The sequence below is a fragment of the Nonomuraea sp. PA05 genome, from assembly GCF_008086045.1.
GTDB classification, from domain to species: domain Bacteria; phylum Actinomycetota; class Actinomycetes; order Streptosporangiales; family Streptosporangiaceae; genus Nonomuraea; species Nonomuraea monospora.
The window spans coordinates 71296-93338 of sequence record NZ_VSEY01000022.1 but is presented as its reverse complement, the minus strand read 5'-3'; the positions used below and the strand labels follow the sequence as shown (position 1 = coordinate 93338).

At 71.6% G+C, this 22043-nt stretch carries 25 protein-coding genes; 9 read left to right on the top strand and 16 right to left on the bottom strand.

The features are described 5' to 3' along the window. Positions 1-7 precede the first annotated feature (7 nt). Complete coding sequence (locus tag FXF51_RS31860) at positions 8-424, bottom strand: hypothetical protein (RefSeq protein ID WP_148438388.1); 417 nt, start codon at positions 422-424, stop codon at positions 8-10. 154 nt (positions 425-578) lie between these two features. Here FXF51_RS31860 and FXF51_RS63880 point away from each other — a divergent pair, with 154 nt between their 5' ends. After that, positions 579-911: a universal stress protein gene (locus tag FXF51_RS63880; protein WP_411268391.1), complete on the top strand. Its 333-nt coding sequence runs from the start codon at positions 579-581 to the stop codon at positions 909-911. A gap of 5 nt (positions 912-916) precedes the next feature. Here the strand turns inward: FXF51_RS63880 and FXF51_RS31850 are convergent, their stop codons facing one another. From FXF51_RS31850 to FXF51_RS31840, 3 genes are all read right to left on the bottom strand, one after another. Further along, a complete protein-coding gene (locus tag FXF51_RS31850; RefSeq protein WP_262379980.1) occupies positions 917-1774 on the bottom strand; it encodes a universal stress protein in 858 nt (285 codons plus the stop codon). Continuing rightward, complete coding sequence (locus tag FXF51_RS31845; RefSeq protein WP_148438387.1) at positions 1771-1983, bottom strand: hypothetical protein; 213 nt, start codon at positions 1981-1983, stop codon at positions 1771-1773. Before FXF51_RS31845 ends, FXF51_RS31850 begins: the two co-directional genes overlap by 4 nt. A 321-nt stretch (positions 1984-2304) precedes the next feature. Then, a complete protein-coding gene (locus tag FXF51_RS31840) occupies positions 2305-2739 on the bottom strand; it encodes a cyclic nucleotide-binding/CBS domain-containing protein (RefSeq protein ID WP_148438386.1) in 435 nt (144 codons plus the stop codon). Between the two features lie 383 nt (positions 2740-3122). On the opposite strand from FXF51_RS31840, the gene FXF51_RS31835 reads away from it, so the two are divergent. Both FXF51_RS31835 and FXF51_RS31830 read left to right on the top strand, forming a co-directional pair. Beyond that, positions 3123-3818 carry a CBS domain-containing protein gene (locus FXF51_RS31835; RefSeq protein ID WP_148438385.1) on the top strand — a complete coding sequence of 232 codons (696 nt, stop codon included), beginning with the start codon at positions 3123-3125 and terminating at the stop codon, positions 3816-3818. A gap of 811 nt (positions 3819-4629) precedes the next feature. Next, positions 4630-4962, top strand: coding sequence for a DUF4342 domain-containing protein (locus tag FXF51_RS31830; RefSeq protein WP_187414674.1), 333 nt, complete (start codon positions 4630-4632; stop codon positions 4960-4962). A gap of 215 nt (positions 4963-5177) precedes the next feature. Here FXF51_RS31830 and FXF51_RS31825 read toward each other — a convergent pair whose 3' ends face one another. The 4 genes from FXF51_RS31825 to FXF51_RS31810 all read right to left on the bottom strand — a co-directional run bounded on the left by FXF51_RS31825 (position 5178) and on the right by FXF51_RS31810 (position 9603). Beyond that, positions 5178-6290: a Glu/Leu/Phe/Val family dehydrogenase gene (locus tag FXF51_RS31825; protein WP_222871556.1), complete on the bottom strand. Its 1113-nt coding sequence runs from the start codon at positions 6288-6290 to the stop codon at positions 5178-5180. 34 nt (positions 6291-6324) lie between these two features. Then, the gene (locus FXF51_RS31820; RefSeq protein ID WP_148438382.1) at positions 6325-7530 is read right to left on the bottom strand and encodes an NAD(P)/FAD-dependent oxidoreductase; all 1206 of its coding nucleotides are present in this window, start codon (positions 7528-7530) and stop codon (positions 6325-6327) included. 458 nt (positions 7531-7988) lie between these two features. Further along, positions 7989-8741, bottom strand: a complete 753-nt coding sequence (locus FXF51_RS31815; protein WP_148438381.1) for an SDR family oxidoreductase — start codon at positions 8739-8741, stop codon at positions 7989-7991. A 103-nt stretch (positions 8742-8844) separates the two neighbouring features. Further along, complete coding sequence (locus tag FXF51_RS31810) at positions 8845-9603, bottom strand: SDR family NAD(P)-dependent oxidoreductase (protein WP_222871555.1); 759 nt, start codon at positions 9601-9603, stop codon at positions 8845-8847. 105 nt (positions 9604-9708) lie between these two features. Between FXF51_RS31810 and FXF51_RS31805 the strand changes: the two genes are divergently transcribed. The 3 genes from FXF51_RS31805 to FXF51_RS31790 all read left to right on the top strand — a co-directional run bounded on the left by FXF51_RS31805 (position 9709) and on the right by FXF51_RS31790 (position 13326). After that, positions 9709-10308 carry a TetR/AcrR family transcriptional regulator gene (locus FXF51_RS31805; protein WP_148438380.1) on the top strand — a complete coding sequence of 200 codons (600 nt, stop codon included), beginning with the start codon at positions 9709-9711 and terminating at the stop codon, positions 10306-10308. 806 nt (positions 10309-11114) lie between these two features. After that, positions 11115-11381: a helix-turn-helix domain-containing protein gene (locus FXF51_RS31800; RefSeq protein WP_262379989.1), complete on the top strand. Its 267-nt coding sequence runs from the start codon at positions 11115-11117 to the stop codon at positions 11379-11381. Between the two features lie 1072 nt (positions 11382-12453). Further along, positions 12454-13326: a GerMN domain-containing protein gene (locus tag FXF51_RS31790; protein WP_148438378.1), complete on the top strand. Its 873-nt coding sequence runs from the start codon at positions 12454-12456 to the stop codon at positions 13324-13326. Between the two features lie 84 nt (positions 13327-13410). Here FXF51_RS31790 and FXF51_RS61080 read toward each other — a convergent pair whose 3' ends face one another. From FXF51_RS61080 to FXF51_RS31755, 8 genes are all read right to left on the bottom strand, one after another. Then, positions 13411-13551 (bottom strand): hypothetical protein, encoded by a 141-nt coding sequence (locus tag FXF51_RS61080; protein ID WP_187414673.1) that lies wholly within the window; start codon positions 13549-13551, stop codon positions 13411-13413. Next, entirely contained in the window at positions 13548-14759 is a 1212-nt protein-coding gene (locus FXF51_RS31785) for a YbdK family carboxylate-amine ligase (protein WP_148438377.1), read from the bottom strand. Before FXF51_RS31785 ends, FXF51_RS61080 begins: the two co-directional genes overlap by 4 nt. Positions 14760-14825: 66 nt before the next feature. Then, on the bottom strand, positions 14826-15788 hold the full coding sequence (locus tag FXF51_RS62075) for a hypothetical protein (protein ID WP_148438376.1): 963 nt from the start codon (positions 15786-15788) through the stop codon (positions 14826-14828). A gap of 127 nt (positions 15789-15915) precedes the next feature. Further along, on the bottom strand, positions 15916-16146 hold the full coding sequence (locus FXF51_RS31775) for a PLDc N-terminal domain-containing protein (protein ID WP_148438375.1): 231 nt from the start codon (positions 16144-16146) through the stop codon (positions 15916-15918). A 664-nt stretch (positions 16147-16810) separates the two neighbouring features. Then, positions 16811-17593, bottom strand: a complete 783-nt coding sequence (locus FXF51_RS31770; protein WP_262379979.1) for an ABC transporter permease — start codon at positions 17591-17593, stop codon at positions 16811-16813. A gap of 13 nt (positions 17594-17606) precedes the next feature. Further along, complete coding sequence (locus tag FXF51_RS31765) at positions 17607-18596, bottom strand: ABC transporter ATP-binding protein (RefSeq protein WP_148438374.1); 990 nt, start codon at positions 18594-18596, stop codon at positions 17607-17609. A 199-nt stretch (positions 18597-18795) separates the two neighbouring features. After that, positions 18796-19494 (bottom strand): universal stress protein, encoded by a 699-nt coding sequence (locus FXF51_RS31760; RefSeq protein WP_148438373.1) that lies wholly within the window; start codon positions 19492-19494, stop codon positions 18796-18798. 120 nt (positions 19495-19614) lie between these two features. Then, positions 19615-20664: a class I fructose-bisphosphate aldolase gene (locus FXF51_RS31755; RefSeq protein ID WP_148438372.1), complete on the bottom strand. Its 1050-nt coding sequence runs from the start codon at positions 20662-20664 to the stop codon at positions 19615-19617. Between the two features lie 272 nt (positions 20665-20936). Between FXF51_RS31755 and FXF51_RS31750 the strand changes: the two genes are divergently transcribed. Genes FXF51_RS31750 through FXF51_RS31745 form a run of 3 tightly spaced genes read left to right on the top strand, consistent with a single transcriptional unit; the run spans position 20937 to position 22033 of the window. Continuing rightward, positions 20937-21317, top strand: a complete 381-nt coding sequence (locus FXF51_RS31750; RefSeq protein WP_222871554.1) for an integrator complex subunit 9 — start codon at positions 20937-20939, stop codon at positions 21315-21317. Next, positions 21268-21399 carry an MBL fold metallo-hydrolase RNA specificity domain-containing protein gene (locus FXF51_RS63875; RefSeq protein WP_411268395.1) on the top strand — a complete coding sequence of 44 codons (132 nt, stop codon included), beginning with the start codon at positions 21268-21270 and terminating at the stop codon, positions 21397-21399. The genes FXF51_RS31750 and FXF51_RS63875 overlap by 50 nt, the downstream gene beginning before the upstream one ends. A 10-nt stretch (positions 21400-21409) precedes the next feature. Beyond that, positions 21410-22033 (top strand): chemotaxis protein CheB, encoded by a 624-nt coding sequence (locus FXF51_RS31745; protein WP_222871553.1) that lies wholly within the window; start codon positions 21410-21412, stop codon positions 22031-22033. Positions 22034-22043: the final 10 nt, after the last annotated feature.

Genomic DNA, 22043 nt, shown 5'->3' with positions numbered 1-22043 from the left:
TCTCCGCTCAGCGTGCGCCGCGCTCATCGGTGCGGGCAGCGGCGAACGTCCCGCATGCCGGGGGCCGAAGGTCCCTGGCCTCAAGCCCGCCCGGATCACGGCGACCGTGCAGCGCGCGTGGTGCAGAACGCCCCTGCTGACCGAGCCCAGCAGCGCCGGGCTCAGGGGCTCCGCGCCCGTGGGAGCCGACGACCAGCAGGTCTGTTTCCTCCGACGCCTGCCTGAGTGTCCCCACAGCGCCGGCGTACCGGATGTCCTTGATCACAGTGACGTCCAGGTACTGCCGCTTGAACGGCTGCAGGCACGCCGTCACCATGTCCTCGCGGGCGACACGATCCTCGCCCGCCTCCTGCGGCAACTCGATCCCGAACGCCTGGACGGGCCGCCGCCACGCAGGGAGGCGTAGGCCAGCGCCGCCTGGCACTCGGGCGAATCATCCACGCCCACCACGATCTCCCCGTAGGCGGCCCGCTGCTCGCCGTGGACCACCACGACGGCCGCCTCGGCCTGACCGGCGACGTGGTCACTGACCGATCCCAGGAGAGTACTGGTGATCGAGCCGAGCCCTCTGCTGGAACGTGGTGGACAGGCTGGCCGGCCAATCGGCTTCCGGCCAGTGCCTGGTGCTGGGCAGCCGGGGCCTGGGCGGGTTCGCAGGGCTGGTGCTCGGCTCGGTGGGACTCGCGGTCGCCGGACACGCCGAGGGCCCGGTCGTCGTCGTCCGCTCGGCGACCACGGACCGGTGCAGTCACTGGTCGTGGTGGGCGACGACGGATCCGGCGCCGCCCGGGAGGCCGTGCTCCACGCGCCCACGGAGGGGACTACGCCGGCCTCTTCGCCGACTCCTTCGAGGAGGAGTGCCGTGCCGCGCGGGAACGGCGGTGGTCCGGCCACGGCGCGTACAGAGCTGAGGCCGCTATGCCGGTGGCGGCTGCGCGTTCACCACGGCGACCGGGCAGTGCGCCCGGTGCAGGACGCTGTGGCCTACGGAGCCCAGCCTCGCGCACGACACTCCGCTGAGCCCCACCGCGCCCACGACGACGAGGTCGGCGGTGCGGGAGGCCGCGGCCAGGGCCGCGATGGGGTGCTCGAAGCTCATCGACACGGTCAGATCGACGCCGGGATGCCTCCCGCGCCAATCGGACAGGCGCTGCTCGATGCCGTCGCTGTCATCCACGGGCACCGGCCCGAAGCCGACGGGATGCGGGGCGGCGGGCGGATGGCGCAGACCGTGCAGGACACGCAGACGGCCCCGGCCGACGGCGGCCTGCCTCGCGGCGTACTCCAAAGCCTGGTCCGCCGCGGGAGAACCGTCGTAGCCCACCACGATCTCACCGCTGGGCGCGCGTGGCAGGCGCCTGACCACGACCACCGGGCATGCGGCGCACGCGGCCAGGCCGAGCCCGACCGAGCCCAGCACCAGGCCGGCGAAACCACCCAGCCCTCTGCTGCCGACCACCACGGTGTCGGCCGTCTCGGCTTCGCTGCGCAGCCGCTCGGTCACCGCTCCTGTCACCAGGGCAGTCGAGATCGACGTCTCGGGGGCCGAGTCGCGGGCACGCCGGGCCGCGCCGGCGAGCAGCCGCTCGCATCGCGTGGTCAAGGTGTCGTGCTCGCCGGTGGCGTCCGGCGGGTGCTCAGCACACCAGGGCTCGCGGACGTGCACGATCCGCAGCGGCAGCCCTCTGCGGCCGGCGTCCTGGGCCGCCCAGTCGAGCGCGGACCACGCCGTCCGGGAGCCGTCGAACCCGACGACGGTCGAGGTGGGCATCATGGACTCTCTTCCAGGCGGAGGCGGACGGCGGTGACCGTGTGCTCAGGGCGTGAGGTGACGGTTCCGCAGGCCGCGGCCGAGGCTGCCAGCACCTCGTCGGCGCCGGGATCGGTGGTGGCCACGTCCTCCCCGATGATCCACAACACTCGCAGGTCACCCGAGCGGGCCGCCGCGAACATCGCGTCGCTCAGCGAGGGCGCGGAACGCATCGAAAGGGCTGCTTCACGGATTTCGTCATGCCCAATTCCTTGGTATCGGACACGCATTTCGCGCTCCGAGGGGCATGCGGTCTCCACGTCGCCGCGCTCGGTTCCCGGGGAGCAGCACGCGGGCGGCGAGCACAGCCAGGCGACCGCCTTCCTCATGCCGGCCGATGGCGCCTGCGGGCCGGGCGTCGTCGTCCCCACAGCAGATAGACGATCGGGCCGACGGGCACGTACGGCGGCCCACCGCCCTCGTGTGACCTGACGAGACCCGTCCTGGCGTTGCCCGCGCGAGACGGACCGGTGCCTGCGGCCGCCTGACCGCCGCTACCCGCGCCCGGGGTGCTGGGGCTCGGAGATCTCGCTGACGACGGGCTTGAGCAGGTCACCGCTCACCTGGTGAACGTGCAGGAGCAGATCGTCCAGGGTGACCATGCCCACGACCGTCCCGTCCTCGACCACGGGCAGGCGCCGGAACGGGCCGCGCCGGAACACCTCGAACGCCAGGTCCAGGTCGTCGCCAGGCCGCACGGTCATCGGCGCCGGGGTCATCACCTCCGCGATGGAGATCTCGCCGCCCATGCCGGGAGCGAGCACCCGCAGCACCAGATCCCGGTCGGTGACGATCCCGACCGCGGCCTGGCCGTCGGTCACCACCACGCAGCCGACGCCCGAGTAGTCCATGTGGCGGGCGACGTCCTGGACGGTCACGCCAGGCGGCACCGCCACCACGGGAGCGGACATCACGTCTTTGACCTTCATGGTTCCCCCTCGGGCCGACCAGGCTTCCACTATGGGCCCGCGGCGCCGCAGCCGTCAGGGGCCGAGGTCCCCGCGGGCCGGGACCTTCGGCCCTGCCTGACCCTTCCGTCAGCCGCGATCCTGCACTCGCCGTGAGCAAAAGGCGGGGATCGGCGACGAGCTCGCCGTCTCCCGCACGCTGGACGACCTCGAGTACAACCACCTCACCGAGCGGCCGGCGAGCCGGTGAGCACCGATCTGGTCACGCCGGCGGCCTGAGCAGGCCGACAGCGGTGTCCGGGCTCCTGACCCGACCAACGGCACTTCGAGCACGTGACCTCCGCCTCTATCGCCGCCGCTGAGTCCGCGCTGCGATGAGGGCAGGACTCCGAAGGAGGAGCACGATGCACGTCACCGTCAACGAGGTCATGACCCGCGAGGTCATCTCGGTCCACGAAGCCACCCCGTTCAAGGACATCGCCGAAGCGCTCATCGAACACGGCGTCAGCGCCGTGCCGGTGATCGACGACGCCGGCCACGTTCTCGGCGTCGTCTCCGAGGCCGACCTGCTGTGCAAAGAGGAGTTCCAGGAGCTCTACTACCAGGAGGGCTACAAACCGCCGCTGCGGGCCCGGCTGCGCCACCGCCTGTCCCCGGAGAACGCCGACATGCGCCGCAAGGCCACCGGCGACACCGCAGCCGAGCTGATGACCACCCCCGCCGTCACCATCCCCGCCACCGCCCCGGTCGTGAAGGCCGCCCGCGCGATGGACCAGCACGGCGTCAAACGCCTCGTCGTCACCGCCGACGACGGCACCCTGCGCGGCATCGTCAGCCGCCGCGACCTGCTGAAGGTCTTCGTCCGCTCCGACGCCGACATCGCCCGCACCATCCGCGAGGACGTGCTGGAACGATCGCTCTGGGTCGAGACCCTCGGCATCAAGGTGCAGGCCGACCACGGCGTGGTGACGCTCACCGGCTGGATGGACCGCCGCAGCGACGCCAGGGTCGCCGCCCGGATGGCCGGCCGTGTGGACGGCGTGGTCGACGTCATCGACAAGCTCAGCTGGAAGCACGACGACACGAACTGGGGCAGGTGACGGAAACGGAGACCGGCACGCGATCCGCGTGACCGACCTTCCCCGGCGGGGCCGGCACCGCGAGTTCCTGCCCGGCGGCGGCCGGATGTGTCCCTGCTGCACGACCTGCGCCACCACGAAGCTCCCGTCGGGGCCGTCTCGCCGAGCCGCAACGGCGCCGAGCTCCTGTACCGGGCCGGCCTGTCCGGCATGATCCACGTCAGGGTGGACGGCGTGATCGCCACCGATGCCGGCCCGACGCCCCTGCCGGACCCCGGCCATGCTGCTGGAGGCCGGACGACGGCTGGGGACGAAGCCCGGCGAGACCACCTGCTCGCGGATCTCGGTGGTGATCGCGGTTTCCTGATGCGGTGGTCGTGCATCAGTCTGGCCGCCTCACGCAGGGGTGTGTCCATGTGCACCACATGTCTTCCGGCATCCAGCACCGGCACGGCACCGACACCGAAGTAGCGCGGCGTCCAGATGACCCGGGAGACCGGCGTGTCCTCCCGGACCGCCACCGCCTCCCTGCTCATCACATCTCTGATCTGGAGTGCCATGGTCCTCACCTCCGTCACCCGCAGGCTCCCACCCACGACCCCGCCCGCCGACCTTGGCCCCGTACGCGTCCGGCAAGCTTTTTCCAGGTACGCGGGGGCCAGAACACCGCCGGCGGCCTCCCCCAGGCAACGTCGTACGACCCGCCTTCCCTCCTGGCTCGCCGACCTTGGAGACCGTGGCTTTCGGCCCGCGCCTGATGACCTTCTGCCCTCCCCGCGGTCACCGCCCCGGCATGAGGCTGGAGGCAGGACAGCAAGAGAGGGGCGTCATCATGACCGTCGCCAAGGAACACGTCAGGAGCCGTGGCACAGAACTCGCCGGCAAGATCAAGAATGTCCTGCACGAGGGCAACGTGCGCCGGATCATCGTCAAGGACTCGCACGGGCGGGCCGTGATGGAGGTTCCGGTGACGGTGGGGGCTGTGGCGTTCGTCGCCGCTCCGTTCCTCACCGTGGCCGCCACGCTGGCCGCCGTCGCCTCGGAGTGGACCGTCCGCGTCGAGCGGCAGGTCCAGGACGCGCCGGTCGTTGAGGACTCCGTGGATGTCACCGCAGTGCGGAACGACGAAAAGCAGAACGACGAGAGCAAGACGCCCGCGGCCTGAACACGCACGCGCGCCTCACCAGCCAGTGGTGTCAGGTCCGCGGTGCCAGGTCCGTGTGCGGAGCCGACCGTACGAGCGGGGCCGGAGGTCCGCCCCTCGCGGGAACCTCCGGCCCTGGCCTGCGACTTGGTTTCAGCGCCCGGCACCGCCCCTCGGCGAAGCCACCGCCGTCAGAAGCGGCACCGTCAGAAGCGGCACCGTCAGAAGCGCCGCCGTCAGAAGTGGCGCCGGTAGCCGGCGGCGGCGCGCAGGCGGCCCATGGCCATCGCGGTGGCGGCCTCGCGGGGCAGGGACGTGCCCGCGTCGAGCCGATCCACCAGCTCGGCCGTGTTGGCGCAGATCTTCTCCTCGATCGCCGCGAAGGCCTGGGCATGGTTGCCGCCCTGCTGCTCCACCGCCGCGCAGATGACTCCGCCGGCGTTGGCGATGACGTCGGGGACGGACAGGACACCCTGCCGGTGGAAGATCCGCTCCGCCTCAGCGGTCGCCGGGATGTTGGCCCCTTGCAGGATCACCTTGGCCCGGACGCGGGCGGCGTTGCCGGCGGTGAAGACGTCCGGACCGGCGGCGGGCACGAGCAGCTCGCACTCCTTCCAGAGGATCTCGTCACGGTCGCAAGGGGTTCCGCCCGGGAACGCGGCAACCGATCGGTGCTCCCGCTTGGCGGCGAGCAACGCCTCCACGTCGAGGCCGTCCTCCCGGCAGGTGGCGCCCGCGACGTCGGAGACCGCGATGATCCTGGCCCCGCGCTCAGCGAGGAACCTCGCCGCGTGCGTGCCCACGGCGCCGAACCCCTGCACGACCACGCGGGCGCCGTCCAGCTCGATGACCTTGTCGGCCGCCAGGGCGTCGGCGCAGCAGGCCAGGCCGTACCCGGTGGCGCCCAGCTCGTCCAGCGGGATGCCGCCGAGCACCGACGGCAGCCCCACCGCGCGGCCGATCTCGTCGTGCACGACCGCCATGCAGCCTTCGTCGGTGCCCATGTCGGGCCCGGGGATGTAGTCGGTGAGCTGCTCGATCGCGCGGGCGAAGGCCCGCATCGCGGGATGGCGCGACTCCCCGTCCGGGCACGGCGGCAGGTAGATGCCCGATTTGCCGCCCCCGTACGGCAGCCCGGCGGCGGCGTTCTTCACTGTCATCGCCCTGGCGAGCCTCGCCACCTCCGCCACCGACACCGACGGCGACCACCGCACCCCGCCGATGGCGGGGCCGAGCGTGAGGTTGTCCAGCACGACCACGGCGGCCATCCGCGGCATCGGCCGCAGGAACACCACCTTGACCGGCCCCAGCTCGTCCGCCTGCCACGTGGCTGTGACTTCACGTGCCACGACTCTCATCTCCTCCAGGTGCGGCACGGCCCCGTCAGGGCAGCCTGACGTAGCCGTAACGCGCCTTCCACAGGAAGTACTTCTCGAACATGATCTTGGCGGCGTGCGCCTGCGGCCCGGGGACCATCACCCCGAACCGGCGCGGCGGCAGCATCCGGTCGGCCAGGATCATCACGCCGTTGTTGCCCGCGTCCATCACGCAGACGGCCGGGATGGCGCCGAACTCCTTGTGCGCCGGAGGCTCGTCACCGCGGATCTGCGCCGCGATGTTGGCCGCCGCCACCCGCGCCTGCACCTCGGTCGGGAAGCCCGTCTTGGGCACCCCAACCGGAATCGCGGACGTCCACGGCGCCTTGACCGCGGCGGCGACGCCCACGGCGTAGATGTCAGGGAAGCCGCGCGACTGGTAGGTGTCGCGCACCGGGACGAACCCAGCCTCGTCGGCCAGCCCGGGCACGGTCCGCACCACATCCTGCCCGGTGAACGGCGGCACGATCATCGCGTACGCGAAGGGCAGGCTGCTGCCGTCGGCCAGCCGCAGCTTGCCGGGCGCGATCTCGTCCATGGCCACCCCGGTGATCGCCTCGATGCCCTCCTTCTTCAGGAAGAGCTTGAGCAGCTTCTCGCCGCCGGGCAGCCCGCCGATGCCGAAGTGGCCCAGGAAGGGCTCGGCGGTCACGTACGTCAGCGGCACCCGCCCGCGCAGCCCCGCCTTCTTCAGCTGGTAGGAGGTGTTGAACAGGAACTCATACGCCGCGCCGAAGCAGCCAGCGCCCTGCGTGGCGCCGATCACCACGGGACCGGGATCGTCCAGGAAGCCCCGCCACCCCTCCCCCGCCCGCACGGCGTCGGCCAGGGTGGTGATCGTGTGGGCTCCGTCGGCCTCGCCGAACCCGGGCAGCACGTCGAAGGAGTTGCGGTAGCCGGTGGCGATGACCAGATAGTCGTAGGGGTGAACGCCCTTGGTGGTGTGCACGACGCGCGCCCCCGCGTCGATCACCAGGGCCGTGGCGTGCACGAACCCGATGCCGTGCATGGCGAACGTCGGCGCGAGGGCGAAGGTGATGTCGGCCGGGCGCCTCTTCCCGAACGGCAGCCAGATCAGCGACGGGGTGAACAGGAAGCGGTCCGACTCCGACACGACCGTGACGTCGACGTCGCCCTCCAGCTCGTGGCGAACGCCTAGCGCGACGTGCAGCCCGCCGAAGTTGCCTCCCAGGACCAGCACTTTCTTCCGCATCAGGATCACCTTCCTCGACTCCACCCTGGCAAGCGGGCCGCCGGCGGTGAACACCCGAAGGTCCCCGATCCGGCGGCGTTGGTCCTGCCCCGCGACCAGGCCGGTTCGATGCGATCGGGCGGCTGCTGCGGGGAGTGCTGCACCGTCCGGGTCCGGGTCCGGACCGGTCAGGGCGGGGCGACGACCAGCGGCCCGACCGGCGTTGCGCTGCCCCTCTGCGGGCGGGCACGCATGAGCGGATCCCTGCTACGCGCGGGCTTTCGATCTCACCGAGCTGGGCGACGACACCAAGCCCTTTCGGCGAGACCCGCCGCCGCGTCAAGGTCATCGGCCGCTTCCCCAGCGAAACGACCTCCGCCGAGCCCTGCGCGATATCTCGTGGCCGGTTGCCTCTGAGACATCTCAGCAAGCCCACACCGCCGAGAGCCTGGTGCGGGACGGCTGGCGAATCGAGGTCATCAGTAGGCGAGCTCTCCGATGCCGCCATCGACGCGCAGGACGGTGCCGGCGGTGTAGGCGGACTCGTCAGAGGCCAGGTAGACCGCCGCCTTCGCCAGCTCGGTGGCGGTGCCGATGCGATGCAGCGGCACGGTCCGCCGCAACTCGTCGTACAGGGCGGCCTGCCGCTCGGGGCCGAGCGCGGCGAACGCGTCCGTGACGGTCGGGCCCGGGCTCAGCCCGTTGACCCGCACGCCCCGCTCCTTCAGCTCGTAGGTCAGCCCGCGCGACAGGGACAGCAGGCCGGCCTTGGCGGCGCCGTAGACCGCCGCGTTCTCGTGCCCGACGAAGGCGGAGACGGAGCCCACGAGGATGACCGACGCCTGCCGGGACAACAGCGGCAGCAGCGCCTTGACCAGGAAGAACGGCCCCTTGAGGTTGGTGGCGAGAAGCCGGTCGAACGCCTCCTCCGTCCATTGCCCGATCGGCAGGTGGGTGACGTCGGCGGCGTTGCTCATCACGACGTCGAGCCGCGGCCACTCCTGCCGCAACCGCGCCGCGAGCGCCGCCTGGCCGGGCACGTCACCGGCGTCGGACCGGACGGGCAGCACCCGGTCACCGCCCAGCCGGCGGGCGGCCCCCTCCAGGCGTTCGGGCGAGCGGCCGGTGATCGCGACGGCCGCTCCCTCGGCGAGGAACTCGCGGGCGGTCTCGAACCCGATGCCGCTCGTCGCTCCCGTGATCAGGGCGTACTTGCCCTCAAGACGACCCATTGACCTGAATCTCCTCACTCGCGCCCAAGCGCGTGGTTCTGGTGACGGTGGTGGTGTGGCGCGCTCCGGTTCAGATGGCGGTGATGGTGTGGCGCGCGCCGGGTCAGATGGCGGTGCGGCCTCCGTCGGCGGCCACGACGGCGCCGGTCACGTAGCCGGCCTGGTCGCCGGCGAGGAAGGCGATCACCTGGGCGACCTCGGCCGGGTCGGCGGTGCGCTTCAGCGCGGTCGTCAAGCCCATGCCGCCGAGGTCCGGGCCCATGGCCGCCACCACCTTGGAGGTGGCCATCGGGCCGGGCGCCACGGCGTTGACCCGCACGCTGGAGGCGGCGAACTCGGCCGCCCAGGTACGGGTCAGCGACTCCAGCGCTGCCTTGGTGGCGCCGTAGACGGCCATCTGCGGCATGCCCAGAGTTGCCGCGGTGGAGCTGACGTTGACGATGCTGCCGCCCCCGCCGGCGGCCATCTTCGGCGCGAGCCGGGCGACCAGGACGAACGGCGCGCGCACGTTGACCGCGAAGGCGGCGTCGTAGGCGTCGAGGTCCTGCTCGGCGGTCGCGCTGAACGGGACGACGCCCGCGTTGTTGACGAGGATGTCCACCGCCCCGGCGTCCTCGGCCAGTCGCTGCACGGCCCGCGGGTCGGCCAGGTCGGCGGGGATGAAACGCACGGTCCCGGTGGCGCCGGCCCGGACGTCGTCCACGACCCGGGCGCCGCGGTCAGGGTCGGTGCCGGTGATGATCACGTTCGCCCCGCCGGCGGCGAGGATTCTCGCTGTCGCGTGCCCGAGCCCGCCGATGGCGCCCGATCCGGTGATCAACGCCGTCTTCCCGTTGAAGTTCATGGGGGTCCTGTCTGTCATGCCGCCGGCGTACGCCAACGACTTCTATGCGAGCGTTCAAGATTTCGCCCGGCCATCAACGTACAAACTTTTGTGTGAGCGGTCAAAAAGTCGTAACCTGGGGACATGGCACGCACAGGACGCCCCCGCGCCTTCGACAAGGACCAGGCCCTGGAGCGCGCGCTCCTGCTGTTCTGGTCCCGGGGCTACGCAGAGACCTCCGTCCAGGACCTCGTCGACGCGCTCGCCCTGGAGCGAGGCAGCCTGTACGGCGCCTTCGGCGACAAACGGCAGTTCTACCTCACGGCGGTCCAGCTCTACTGGGACACCTACGAGCGCCGGCTGCTCACGGCACTGGAGGACGGACCGGTGCTGCCGGCGCTACGCGAGGTGCTCACCCATCCGGCCCGGGCGCAGGAGTACGCCTCCGACGCCGGCGTCCCGCAAGGATGCATGATCGGCAACACCACCGCCGAGCTCGTCCCGCACGATGACCAGGCCCGCGACCTCGTGGCCCGCTCACACGCCCGCTTCACCCGGATCGTCGCCGACGCCCTGCGGCGCGCGCAGGCCACCGGCGAGGTCACCCGGGCCGCCACCCCGGAGGCCCAAGCCCAGCTCCTGCTGTTCACCGTCCAGGGACTCTCCCTGGTCTCCCGCACAGGACTCGACACCTCCGCCGCACTCACCGCCATAGACGCCCTGATCGACGCCCTCCGCGCTTGATACGCGAGCTCGGGGCCCACCGCGCCGCCCTGATCGCCGATTCGTCATGACGCCGGCGTCAGGCCAGCCTCCAGGGCTGATGCGGGCACAGACGGTACCAGCATCCATCGCCGCACCGCGTGCACACTGGGCGTTCCTCCGCAGCCGCCGGCCGCCCAGCCGCCCGGCCGGAAGGCTGCCACGCCTGGAGCTGAAAATCTGTATTGGTGATGGTAGACATTCGCGAGTGCAGGTATTATGGTTTCTGACATCGCACGAAACGGATCCACCGGGCAGCGAAGTAGTTCCTTGGCATCACGACGAACTGCCCGCAGCAAGATGAAGTCAGAGGTTGACGGCAGAAGGTCGGACGTGACGGGCCAGCGCAGTGGACAGGGCCCTGATCGTGGGCGCGCTGCCGAAGGTGAAGTTGGCAAGTGGTCCGGAAGAGAAACAGGAAGGGAGTGTTGACGCCATCGGGATCGCCCGTTGCCGGCTGAAGTCACGCCGCTCGGGTACCGCAGTTCCACGGGATTGGAAGGTGGTCTACGGTCACGCATCCGCGATCCGCGCATCACCGCCGCGCTCCGCGGCGGATGCGCACAACGGTAAGCCGGCCGGATGGCCGGTAGATGGTGTTGAACTCTTTCGGGGCCCCGGCGCATACAGGCGTCGGGGCCCCTGTGTGCGCGGCGAGAAGGGAATGTATGGATCAAGGTCAATCGGCTGTCGAGGGTGACACACCGGCTCACGGCAGGATCACGGAAACGACGGCCGAACGCACGGCCGAAGACCGGTTCGATGATGAGGACTACCCCGCGTACAGCATGGGCGCAGCCGCCGAGCTGCTCGGCGTGACCCCGGCGTTCCTGCGGGCTCTGGGCGCCGCCCATCTGATCGAACCGAAACGCTCCAGCGGCGGCCACCGCCGCTACTCCCGTTACCAGCTGCGCCTGGCCACGCGGGCCCGAGAGCTCGTCGATCAGGGCACTCCCGTGGAAGCCGCCTGCCGGATCATCATCCTGGAAGACCAGCTCGCCGAGGCGCTGCGGATCAACGCCGCATACGAACGCGAGCGCACCGCCGGAACCTAGCGGCCGGCGAGGGCACCTGCCCGGCCGCCACACCCAGCGCGATGGTCCCGATCCCCACGCTGACGTCCCCTTCGCGCGATCAGCCAGGCGATAGGCCGTTGGTCACGTCGGTCCGCTTGTGCTGGTTGTCCGCCGAAGGGATCCGGCCCGCAGCGGTGCTCGGCATCTGCCGGTTGTGCGCCGCCGCAGCGTTTGTCGTCGTGGCGATGACGGATCCGTCATCGCCACGACGACGTCGGAGCACGACGGAGGGGGACGTGACCCGTGCGGCCCGCCTGCACGCCCTGCCCCGCCCCTACGACGCCCACCCCTCCCTCAGCGAGGAGAGCCCGAACGCGCGCCTCGTGCGGTCCGGGAACGCCATGCACGACGCCGGGAAGGTCACCAACGTCCACCGGCTCACCAACCCCGTACCGCTTCGCCGGCAGGTCCCCGGCCATCCGGCGATGAGGCCCTGGCCGCTGCCACGGGCGCGGGCACGCCGGTCCCCGGCGCCGTCCGCGCCGCGCGGCGTCGTCGGCCGCCCAGCCGAGCGCCAGGTCCGCCGCTTGCGACCCATCGATTCCGACCACGACCGGCTCGCCCATCGCCGGCCTCCCTTCCGAAGGGAAGCGAGGCAGGCGTCTCTTTCCGGCACCCGCCCGCTCTCCGGTGCACACACCGCTTGACAGGCGGCGTCCCAGAGGAGAAGGACCTCTCGGCGCGGACGATCGTCCCCTCCGACACGCCGATCCTGCACGTCTCTTCATGGCCTCGAGACCGAGCGCGCACAGGCATGCCACGCGCTACTTCAGCCGGGTTGTATCGCATGCCCGGCGAGACGATTCACCACGTTGTTGCCCCTTGCAGGGTTCGCAGCACCAGCGCTTCGAACGCCCCTGAGCCGGTCAGGTCGCCGACGATTAGCGCGGTCGCCATCCACGGGGGCACAAGGCAGGCGCGCCCCCGTCGGCGTCACCGGCCGTCTACCGGCAGGACGGCGCCGGTGTCGGGACGTTCGTCCCTACCGCGCCCTCGCGCCCCACGCGATGATCAGATCAAGGAGCACTCACGGGGAAGAAGATGATCCATCATGCTCCCGATCCGTCCCCTCATCATCGGCGCGACCATGACCGCGGCGGTGGCCGTCCCGCTGGCCCTGCCGGCCCAGGCCGCCCGGCTCGCCCCGATGCCGCCCACGCTGACCGGCGTCCGCGTCGCCCACCACCCGGGCTTCGACCGGCTGGTGTTCGAGTTCCGCGGCCGCCTGCCGCACACCGTGCAGACCCGCTACGTCAACCGGATCGTCGACCAGGCCACCGGCCGCACCGTCAGCGTGGTGGGCGACGCGCTGCTGCGGGTCCGCTTCGAAGAGGCGAGCACCGCCACCGGCCCGTCCCGCACCACCTACCCGCTGCCCGGCGTCATCCAGATCGCCGCCGCCACCCCGTACAACTCCGAGCTCACCTACGGAGTAGGGCTGGCCAGGCAGGCCCCGTACCGGGTGTACAAGCTGACCCGGCCCAGCCGCGTCGTGGTGGACATCACCACTCCCTACCGGACCGTCCCGGTGCGCGACTACTTCCTCAACACCGCCAGCTACAACACCGGACGCACGCCGTACACCACGGCCGTGCAGCGGCCGGTCATCCCGCCCGCCACCGCCTGCGGCGCGCTGCAGCGGCTGTTCGCCGGCCCGACCCAGGCCGAGAAGGCGCAAGGACTGCGCTTCGTCTCCTCCAGGGCCACCGGCTTCAGCAAGCTGACCGTCAAGAGGGGCGTCGCCAGGGTCTACCTGACCGGCCGCCTCAGCGGCGCGGGATCCACCTTCACCATCGCCGACGAGATCAAGCCGACCCTCAAGCAGTTCCCGTCGATCAAGTGGGTCAAGATTTACGACGCCCGCGGGCACACCCAGCAGCCCTACGGCCCATCCGACTCCGTCCCAAGGAGCCTGGAACCGTAACCGGCGGCACCTGCCGGGGCCCGGACGCCGCTTCGGCGTCCGGGCCCCGCCACATCCGCGCGCGGCTCCCGCCCATGAGCCTGATCACGTGAAGGTCAGCAGCGGCGCCCTGTTCCGCAGCCCCGCGAGCGCGTTCACGAACGGCAGCCGGCGCATCCTGAAGATCCAGGCGAGCAGGAGACCGCGGCCCACACCGATCAGGAAGAGCCCGCCTCCGCGAATCACCGGGCAGGGGTGATCCGCCGTGGCGGAGAGGAACGCGGGAACGGGGAGCCTGAACGTGTCCGTCCCGAGTCGCCTGCGACAGTAGGCGTGATCGTCCGGTCGAGCGTGGCGTCGGCGAGCAGCCGGGCGAAAACGCCGGGCGTGGCGGCCCGGGACCACAGGGCGCGTTGCCGGTCCGCCCCCGTTCCGCGCGTCATCAGAACGCCGAGGGGCCGTGCGACCGGGTCGGCGTCCGGCAGGCGGTTCAGGAGGGCTTCCAGCAGCGTACGGTGCGGCGACGAGCGCCCCGAGTACGGATCGACGGCAGACGCGTCCAGGCCGTCGCGGGCGGCATGGGCCAGCTCGGCGTTGATCCGCCGGCCGCTCCTCCGCCTGGTGGGCACGCCGTCCCAGAGCTCCCCCATGGCCAGGCCGGCGAGTGCGCGGACGAAAGCCGCCACGGCGACGGTGTCGTCAGCCGACAGGCAGGTGTCCATGATCCGCACCTCCACCGTCGGATAGCGCGGCGACAGGCGCGCGTGGAAGTAGACGGACCGCTCGTCCATGGCCCGGCCGCTGCTGATGGTGCGGCGCACCGCGGCGTCGTAGTCGGCCGCCGACCGCCACGCGCCAGGGGGCCGCGCCGACGGCCAGCGGCTCCACTCCAGGTAGCGGCGGCTGGCCCAGCCCGTGTCCCGGCCCGCGGCGATGGGCGAGTTGGCACTCAGCGCCAGGAGCGTGGGCAGGTAGGGCCGCAGTCCGGCCAGGACGTGCACGCCCAGCTCCCGCGCGGGGACGCCGACGTGCACATGCAGGCCGCAGGTGCCGGAGCGGGCGACCAAGGAGCCGTGCCGGGCGGCCAGCTCCTGATAACGGGCGTCGGCGGTGACAGCGGACAGTCCCGGCCCGCTCTGCGGCGCGATCCCGGACGCGACGAGGTGACAGCCCAGCTCGGCGGCGGCCGCGGCGACGAGCCGCCGATGCCGGACCAGTTCCTCCCGCACCTGCTCCAGGTCCGTGCACACGCCGGTGACGGTCTCCAGCTGATAGCGCATGAGCTCGGGCTGGACCTGCGGATGATCGCCGAGCAGCGCCAGAATCTCCGGAGCACGCAGAGCCGGGCGGCCGTCGGCGTGATCCAGCAGAAGGAACTCCTCCTCTACACCCACCGTCAGCCCTCGCGACGCGGAGCCCCGCAGAGCGCCGACGGAGCTGCCACGCGTACCCATCGCAAGTCCTCCACCATCAGGATCCTGCGACATCTCCCGGCAGGGCCAGCGACGGAAATACGCCGGTCATGGCCGTTTTCTTCGCAGGCTGGTCATCATCGGCCTTTCTGTCTGGAACGACGGAGGGAGCAGATGCACGAACGCGGCCCCGGTGAGCGCCGCCACCGTCGCCGCCATGACCGCCCCGCCGAGCACGCCGATGGCCACGATCAGCCAGCCGGGCTGCCCCTCCTGCCACAGCGGCGTGGTCACCAGCGCGAAGGCGCCCAGCGCGATCAGCCAGGAGCCGGCGGATGCCACCACCCACCGCCACGGCGCGCTCACCCTGCCGCTCCCCCTGCCGCCCACCCTGCCGCCCGCCCTGCCGCCCGCCCTGCCGCGCAGCACGCGCGCTTGCAGCAGGCCCATCGACCCGAGCAAGATCAGCCCGAGGAGGACCAGGACGGCCGGCGGCCAGCGCAGGATTCGCTCGCCCAGCACGATCGGCAACACGCCGACGCCCCAGGCGATCACCGCTCCGGCCGCCGTGGCACGCACCCAGGCTCGTGTGGGGATGGCGGGAAGGGCTGCCCTGAGCACGTACGCCTGCGCGAGGCCGAGGATTGTGCCCTCCACGGCGCCCGCCATGACGATGGCCACGCCCCGGAGCAGCGGCCCGATGCCCAGCAGCGTCCACTCGGGTCCCCCCAGTTGAGCCGCCACGACGACTGGCGCGGCGAACCCGGCGATCTCTCCGAGCGTGACCGCCTTCGTCCAGCGCCACCACAGCCGCCCGCGATCCGGCGGGAGACCGGGCTGCTCCGCGTCGAGGCGGATGGTGACGACGACGACCTGGCCGGCCCGGGTGACGGTGGCGTGGCCGTACCGGGCCCGTCCCCGCAGCGTGAGCCGTACCGGCGTGTTCTCATGGAGGTTGCGCCACCACTGCCGTGACGGCCTGCTGACCACGATGAGCGTGCCGGCGTGCTGCTCGTACCGGACGGGAAGGCTGATGGCGGCCCCGCTCCGGCGGCCGATGAGGGACAGCAGGGCGGATGCGCTCCGACAACAGGTCGTGCAACGGCGTACGCAGCAGCCACCCTGCGACCGGGTTCACCAGAAGCGTCTGGAGCCGGTCCACAGCTCTCAGCAAGGTCACACCCATGACGAAGCTGCTTCAGGTGACCCGTGTCCTGCTACGGAGGCGTCGCCGCCCCCACAGCAGGTAGGCGATCGGGCCGACCGGCTGGACGAAGATGCCCAGCCACCACAGTCCTTTGCGCCCCCGCACCGCGCCCTTGGGGCTGAACGCCAGGTCCACGGCCGCCGCCGTCGTCAGCGCCATCTCGACCGACACCAGTGCCATCAGCAGGCCCTGCTGTTTCTTGGACATCTGTTCCCATCGCATGCGCCCGCTCCTTCCTCAGCGTGCCTCTATCACGAGTCTGGCAACGTCGCGGTGCTGCTTCTGGGGCCGAAAGTCCCGGGTCTCGTGGCGTTGGACAGCACTGATGACGTGGCTCGCGCTGTGGGGCCAATGGTGCGGACGGCAGGCCGAAGGGCTCGTGGTCCCGGTTGAGCCGGGCCACCACCCCGCAGGCACTCCGCGCGGCACTGGCCTCCTCGGCCTGGGGCGATCCCGGCGGGGACGGTCCGCGGGAGATCCAGCTCGGCATGCGCCTTTCCTGGGCGGCGCGCGGGTGGCGGAGACGTTCACCCCTGGGGCGCGGCGGGCGGCGGCGTTGCTCGTGGCCAGAGAACGCTTCCTGGAGCGGCGTGAGCTGAACCCGCAGGCGTCGGCCCGTGCCGCGTCGCGGTGCTCGGCGAGCGCGCCCGGGTGGCCGGCCTCGGGGCGGCCGGCGCGGTCACGCTGCCCGCGGGCACCGCCGAGGAGGTGCGCCGGGCGTGGGCCACGCCGCCGCCGGACGTTCTCGTGGTCGTGGTGACGCCCATGGGCCCGATCGAACGGACCGGGGCCACCCGTCGCGGCGAGTCGCCCTCCGCCACAGCGGGTGTTCGCGCACGAGGACGCGGACGGCGGTCCGGCAACGATGGCCTCGCGAGGCTGCCGTTCATTCCCAGCGGAACAGCCGGACGGCGAGTGCTCCCGCCAGCAGCAGCCACCCGGCCAGGACGGCCAGATGCAGCGGCTGGGGCGCGGTTCCGTACCAGGTGGCGCGCAGCGTCTGGCTGAAGGCCCCGGTGACGGTGAAGTCGCTGATCCTCTGCAGCCCGGCCGGCATGGTCTCGTACGGAATCCACATGCCGCCGAAGAACAGCAGCGGGAACATCACCAGCGTGCCGATCCCCGGAGCCGCCTTGGCGCTGGGCACCAGCACCGCGAGCAGCAGGCCGAGAGCGAGAAGCGCGGCCGTGCCCAGCAGCAAGACCAGGACGAACCAGGCGAAGCTCCTGGGGACGGCGATGCCCACGACCATCCGCCCCAAGACGATCATGACTGCGGTGGCGACGATGACCATCACGAGGTAGTTGACCAGCTGGACGGCGAGCAGCCGCGCGGGCGGCGCGGGAGTGGCGGACATGCGGCGAAGCACCCCGCTCTCGCGGTAGGTGGCCAGCACCACCGGCAGGATGGTCAGCGCGATGAGCGCGGCCGACAGCAGGGTCATCGTGGCCGGCAACTGGGTGTCCAGCCAGCGCTGCCCACCCAGCTCGGGCATCGGCTGCCGCAGCCCGGGGATGCCCAGGCCGAGGATGAGCAGCAGCGCCACCGGCAACAGCAGCGGAAAGATCACCGCGGCGGGGTCGCGCAGCAACAGCTTGACCTCCGTCATCGCCATGACCGCCAGCGGCGACCCGCGACGCAGTGGCGCGACAGAGGAGACGGTCGTCATGATGTCCTCCACCTCAGGTTTCGTCGGATGGGTGACCGGTCAGCACAAGAAAGGCGTCGTCCAAGGTGGGGCGATCGACCCTGAGCTCCATCGCCTGGACGTGACGCGCCGTCAGGGCGGCGATCACCTGGGAGGCCACGTCGCCGGTGCCGGTCACGACCATCCGCCTGCCGTCGCGGGCGACACCGGTCACGCCGGGCAGGACGGTGAGCAGGGCCTCCTCCACGTCCGCCGAGGGCCGGAAGGCGATGCGTTCTGTATCTCCGGCACGCTTGACCAGGCCCGCTGGGCTGTCGAGAGCGATCAGGCTGCCGGAGGCGATGACCGCCACCCGGTCGCACAGCCGCTCGGCCTCCTCCATGTAGTGGGTGACCAGGACGATCGTGGCGCCGCGGTCGCGGATGCGTTCGATCAGGGCCCAGGTGTCGCGGCGGGCCTGCGGGTCCAGGCCGGTGGTCAGCTCGTCCAGGATCGCGATCCGGGGGTTGCCGATCAGGGCGAGCGCGAGCGAGAGGCGCTGCTTCTCGCCGCCGGACAGCTTGCCGAACCGGCGGCTGCGCCTGTCGTCCAGGCCGACGTCCTTCAGGAGGGCCTCCTCGTCCACGGGACGGGGATAGAAGGAGGCGTACAGTCGTACCGCTTCCCAGACCTTGAGCCGGTCCGGCAGCGTCGCGCTCTGCAACTGCATCCCGACCAGGTGCCTGATCCGGTCACGGTCGGCCACCGGGTCGAGACCGCACACGCGCACGATGCCCGCGTCCGGCACGCGCAGCCCGGCCACGCACTCGACGGTGGTGGTCTTGCCGGCTCCGTTCGGCCCCACGAAGCCGAAGACCTCCCCCTCACCGACCTCGAAGGACAGCCGGTCGACCGCCACCAGCTCACCGAAGTGCTTGACCAGCCCGGTCACCTCGATGACCGGCCCGCCAGAACCCGCCTGATCCCGCACCACCACCGCCCCCTCACGAGCGAGACCGGCGCACCGCACCGGCCCGATGTGCATGCCTTGGTGCTTCCAGCGTCCGGCGCCGTTCACGCGGCCGGTAGGGGCCGAAGGTCCCCCCGCCGACGCAATGGACCCGGTCGGGCCACCTGCGTGTGCGGGCTCAGCCGGCCCCGCATGCCGCCCGTTCGCTCCCCGGAGCCGCACCGGCCACGCCCGCCAAGCCGGCCCCCGGCGGAGAGGCGCCCGCGAGCGGTGTTCACCCCACTACCGCCACCGGCCAAGGAGCGTGCCGGAGCAGAAGGCTGTCGGCGCCCGTACGTGCGGCGCGCTCGCGGCCGGCGACCACGAGCGTCGCGGGCTCGTGCTCGGTGACCGGCCGGACCCGCACGCCCGGATGCCGCGCGACCCACTCGGCGAGGTCAGCCGGGTGAGCGATGGGCAGCCGTCGCAGGGCCGCCTCGTCGAACGCGAAGTCCAGCACGGAAGCGTCGGGTTCCCGGTCGATCACGACGATCGGGCCGGGATTCGTCGCGGCGGGAAGCGGCCCCGGCCCTCGTACGACGATCACAGGACAGCGCGCGTGTGCCGCGACATATCCGGCCACCGAACCCATGACCGCTCTGGGCAGCGCGCTGAGCCCTCTCGATCCCACCACGACGAGCACGGCGTCAAGGGAGAGCTCGACGAGGCGTTCGGCGGCGGAGCCCTCGTAGAGGTCGGCCGAGACGTCGACGCCGGAGCTGGTCTGGCGGGCGCACTCGGCGCCGTGCCACAACACGTGCTCGGCGGCCTTGCGCAGGTGGGCTTTGACCTCCTCCTCCGCCTTACCGTAGGGCCACTGCCAGGCGTGGGCGACGGTCAGAGGCAGGTTCCTGAGCTCGGCCTCGTCCAGCGCCCAGTCCAGTGCCTGCATGGAGAAGTCAGAGCCGTCATAGCCGAGCACGATCTCGTTCATGATGGTGGCCTCCTGTCCCGGTGCGGACGATCCCTTCCCACACGTCGGCGTCCGTGGTCACCGGACCGCCGCTCATCGCCGTCCGGGGTGTCGCGGATCGGCGCCGTCCACCAGCGGTGATCAGGCCACCGTGACATCCGGGTCGAGGTAGACGTCCTGGACGGCGTGCAGCAGCGCGACCCCGTCGGCCATCGGCCGCTGGAACGACTTGCGGCCCACGATCAGGCCCATGCCTCCGGCCCGCTTGTTGATGACGGCGGTCCGCACGGCCTGCGCGAGGTCGCCCTGCCCGCCTGAGGCCCCGCCGGAGTTGATCAGCCCGACGCGCCCCATGTAGCAGTTGGCCACCTGCCAGCGGGTCAGCTCGATCGGATGGCCGGCCGCCAGCGTGTCGTAGACCCTGTCGTGCGTCTTGCCGAACTTCAGCGCCCGGAAGCCACCGTTCGACTCGGGCTGCTTCTGCTTGACGATGTCGGCCTCCACCGTGGCCGCCAGGTGGTTGGCCTGCCCGGTGAGGTCGGCGCTGACCTGGTAGTCCACGCCGTCCTTGTAGAACGCCCCGTTGCGCAGGTAGGCCCACAGCACGGTGAACAGGCCCAGGTCGTGCGCCTGCCGGAAGGCCGCGCGCACCTCCTGGAGCTGGCGCATGCTCTCCTCGGCGCCGAAGTAGACCGTGGCGCCGACGGCGACCGCGCCCAGGTCGAACGCCTGCCTGGCCGAGGCGAACATCGTCTGGTCGTAGCGGTTGGGGTAGGTGAGCAGCTCGTTGTGGTTGAGCTTGACGATGAACGGGATCCGGTGCGCGTACCGGCGCGACACCGACCCCAGCACGCCCAGCGTGGACGCGACCGCGTTGCAGCCGCCGGCCAGCGCCAGCTCGCACAGCGAGGCCGGGTCGAAGTAGGCGGGGTTCGGGGCGAAGGAGGCGGCGGCCGAGTGCTCGACACCCTGGTCCACCGGCAGGATCGACAGGTAGCCCGTCCCGGCCAGGCGGCCGGTGTCGAAGACGTGCTGCAGATTGCGCAGCACCGCGGGCGGGCGGTCGGTGCCCGCCACCACCCGGTCCACGAAGTCCGGCCCCGGCAGGTGCAGCGACTCGCGGGTCACGCCCGCGGCGTGGTGATCGAGCAGATGACCGCTCTCGTCGCCGAGGATCTCCTTCAGATGCATGTCCGGCTCCCTTCGTGAGTCCTCTTACGAGGCTGGGGCGGCGATGCCGCGGGTGCCAGGGCCGAACGTCCTCGCCTGCCCACCGTCCGGCCGTGACGGACGGCTCGGCCGTCCGGGTGCGGGCCGACGTCTCGCGGGACTTCCGCCTCTACCTGCGCCGACGATGACGAGCTGCGATAAGGAGGAACGCAGCGGAGTCCCCGCCCCGCCTGGCAGATCGCCACGACCCCGGCCACCGGCACCTGATCTCGACAACGGGGAGGAGCCCCGGCATGAAAGCACCGAAGTTGACTTTCCTCGGCGGCGTGGGCACCGTCATTGGGAGCAAGTTCCTGCTCGACCTGCCCGCGGGCGAGCGCCTGCTGCTGGACTGCGGGCTGTTCCAGGGGCTGCACGAGCTGCGGACCGTCCAGGAGCCGATGAGCGTCAACCGGCCGGGCGAGCCGTCGATCATCATCTCCGCCTCGGGCATGGCCGGCGGCGGGCGGGTGCTGCACCACCTCCGCCACCTGCCGCCCGATCCGCGGAACACGGTGGTCATCGCCGGCTTCGCCGCGCTCGGCACCCGCTCGCGGGCTCTTCGCGGACGAGACCCTCGCCTGGCTGCGTGCCGCCAAGCGGGCGCCGTACGTCACCTATGTCGTCCACGGTGAGCCGGTGGCCTCCGCCGCGCTGCGCGACCGCATCCGGGGCGACCTGAGCTGGCACGCCGTCGTTCCTCAACCGGAGGTGTGAGGTGAGAAGGATGACCACGGTGCCCTCGGCGGCCGCGATGGCCCGGGGGGAGAACGCGGCAGCCCCGGGTTCCTTCCCGGTCGTCGCCATCGTCTCGTCGGCCGGGGGTCTGACGGCCACGAGCCGCGTCCTCGCCGGACTGCCGTCCGGTCTGCACGCGGCGATCATCGTGCTGCAGCACATCTCCCCCGGGCACAGGAGCCTGCTCACGGAGATCCTGGCCAGGTGTACGCCCCTGCCCGTCGTCACGGCGCGCGAAGGGGCTCTCCTCGCGCCGGGCTCGGTGGTCGTCGCGCCGCCGGGTCACCATCTGCTGGTCACGAAGGAACGCCGGATCGCCTTGATTCCATCCGGTCCTGTACCACCTCCCCGGCCGTCGGCGGACCTCCTGCTGACCAGCCTGGCTCTGGTGTTCGGCCCGGCGGTCGTCGCCGTGGTGCTGTCAGGGAACGGGAACGACGGCGCGACCGGCGCGACGGCCGTCCACCACTTCGGCGGCCTCGTCATCGCCACCGACGCCGCCACCAGCAACCACTTCTCGATGCCCGCGGCCTGCATCTCCAGGGACGACATCGTCGATCACGTCCTGTCTCTCGACCAGGTCGCCCCGATGCTCCTCGCCCTGGTCGCGTAGGCACGTGCCC